Source organism: Rubrobacter sp. M3-4, from assembly GCF_059772285.1.
This window is the reverse complement of the sequence record NZ_JCBAJP010000031.1, coordinates 1-353: the sequence shown is the minus strand read 5'-3', so window position 1 is coordinate 353 and position 353 is coordinate 1. Positions and strand designations below refer to the sequence as shown.

General features: G+C 59.5%; 1 protein-coding gene. It reads right to left on the bottom strand.

Translation table 11 applies throughout. The features are described from left to right. A partial coding sequence (locus tag AC6EKW_RS15045; RefSeq protein WP_498514830.1) for a glycerol-3-phosphate acyltransferase occupies positions 1-353 on the bottom strand: 353 nt, incomplete at both ends.

The following is a 353-nucleotide window of genomic DNA, read 5'->3' as shown; positions in this document are numbered from 1 at the left end:
GCCAGCATCAGGCTTGCGCCTATGAGTGGGGCGACGCCCCTACCACCGGAGAAGGAGAGGAAGATGGGCCAGCACTGACCGGCCACCCCGGCAGTTGCTCCTGAACAGGCCAGGATCTCCTCTGTCTTTTCGTCTTCGATTGGGAGGATGGTTTTGGCCAGAAGGGGGGGCAGGGCGCCCTTGGAGAGGTCGGCGAGCCAGCCTGAGAGGGCGAGGGCGGGGCTTTTGGTACTCTGGAAGAGGTTGGCTGCGCCGACGTTTTTTGATCCGGTTTTTTTGAGGTCTATATTTTTTTTCTTTGCGAGGAGGGCTACGAAGGGCACCGAGCCGTAGAGGTAACTCAACAGGGCGTA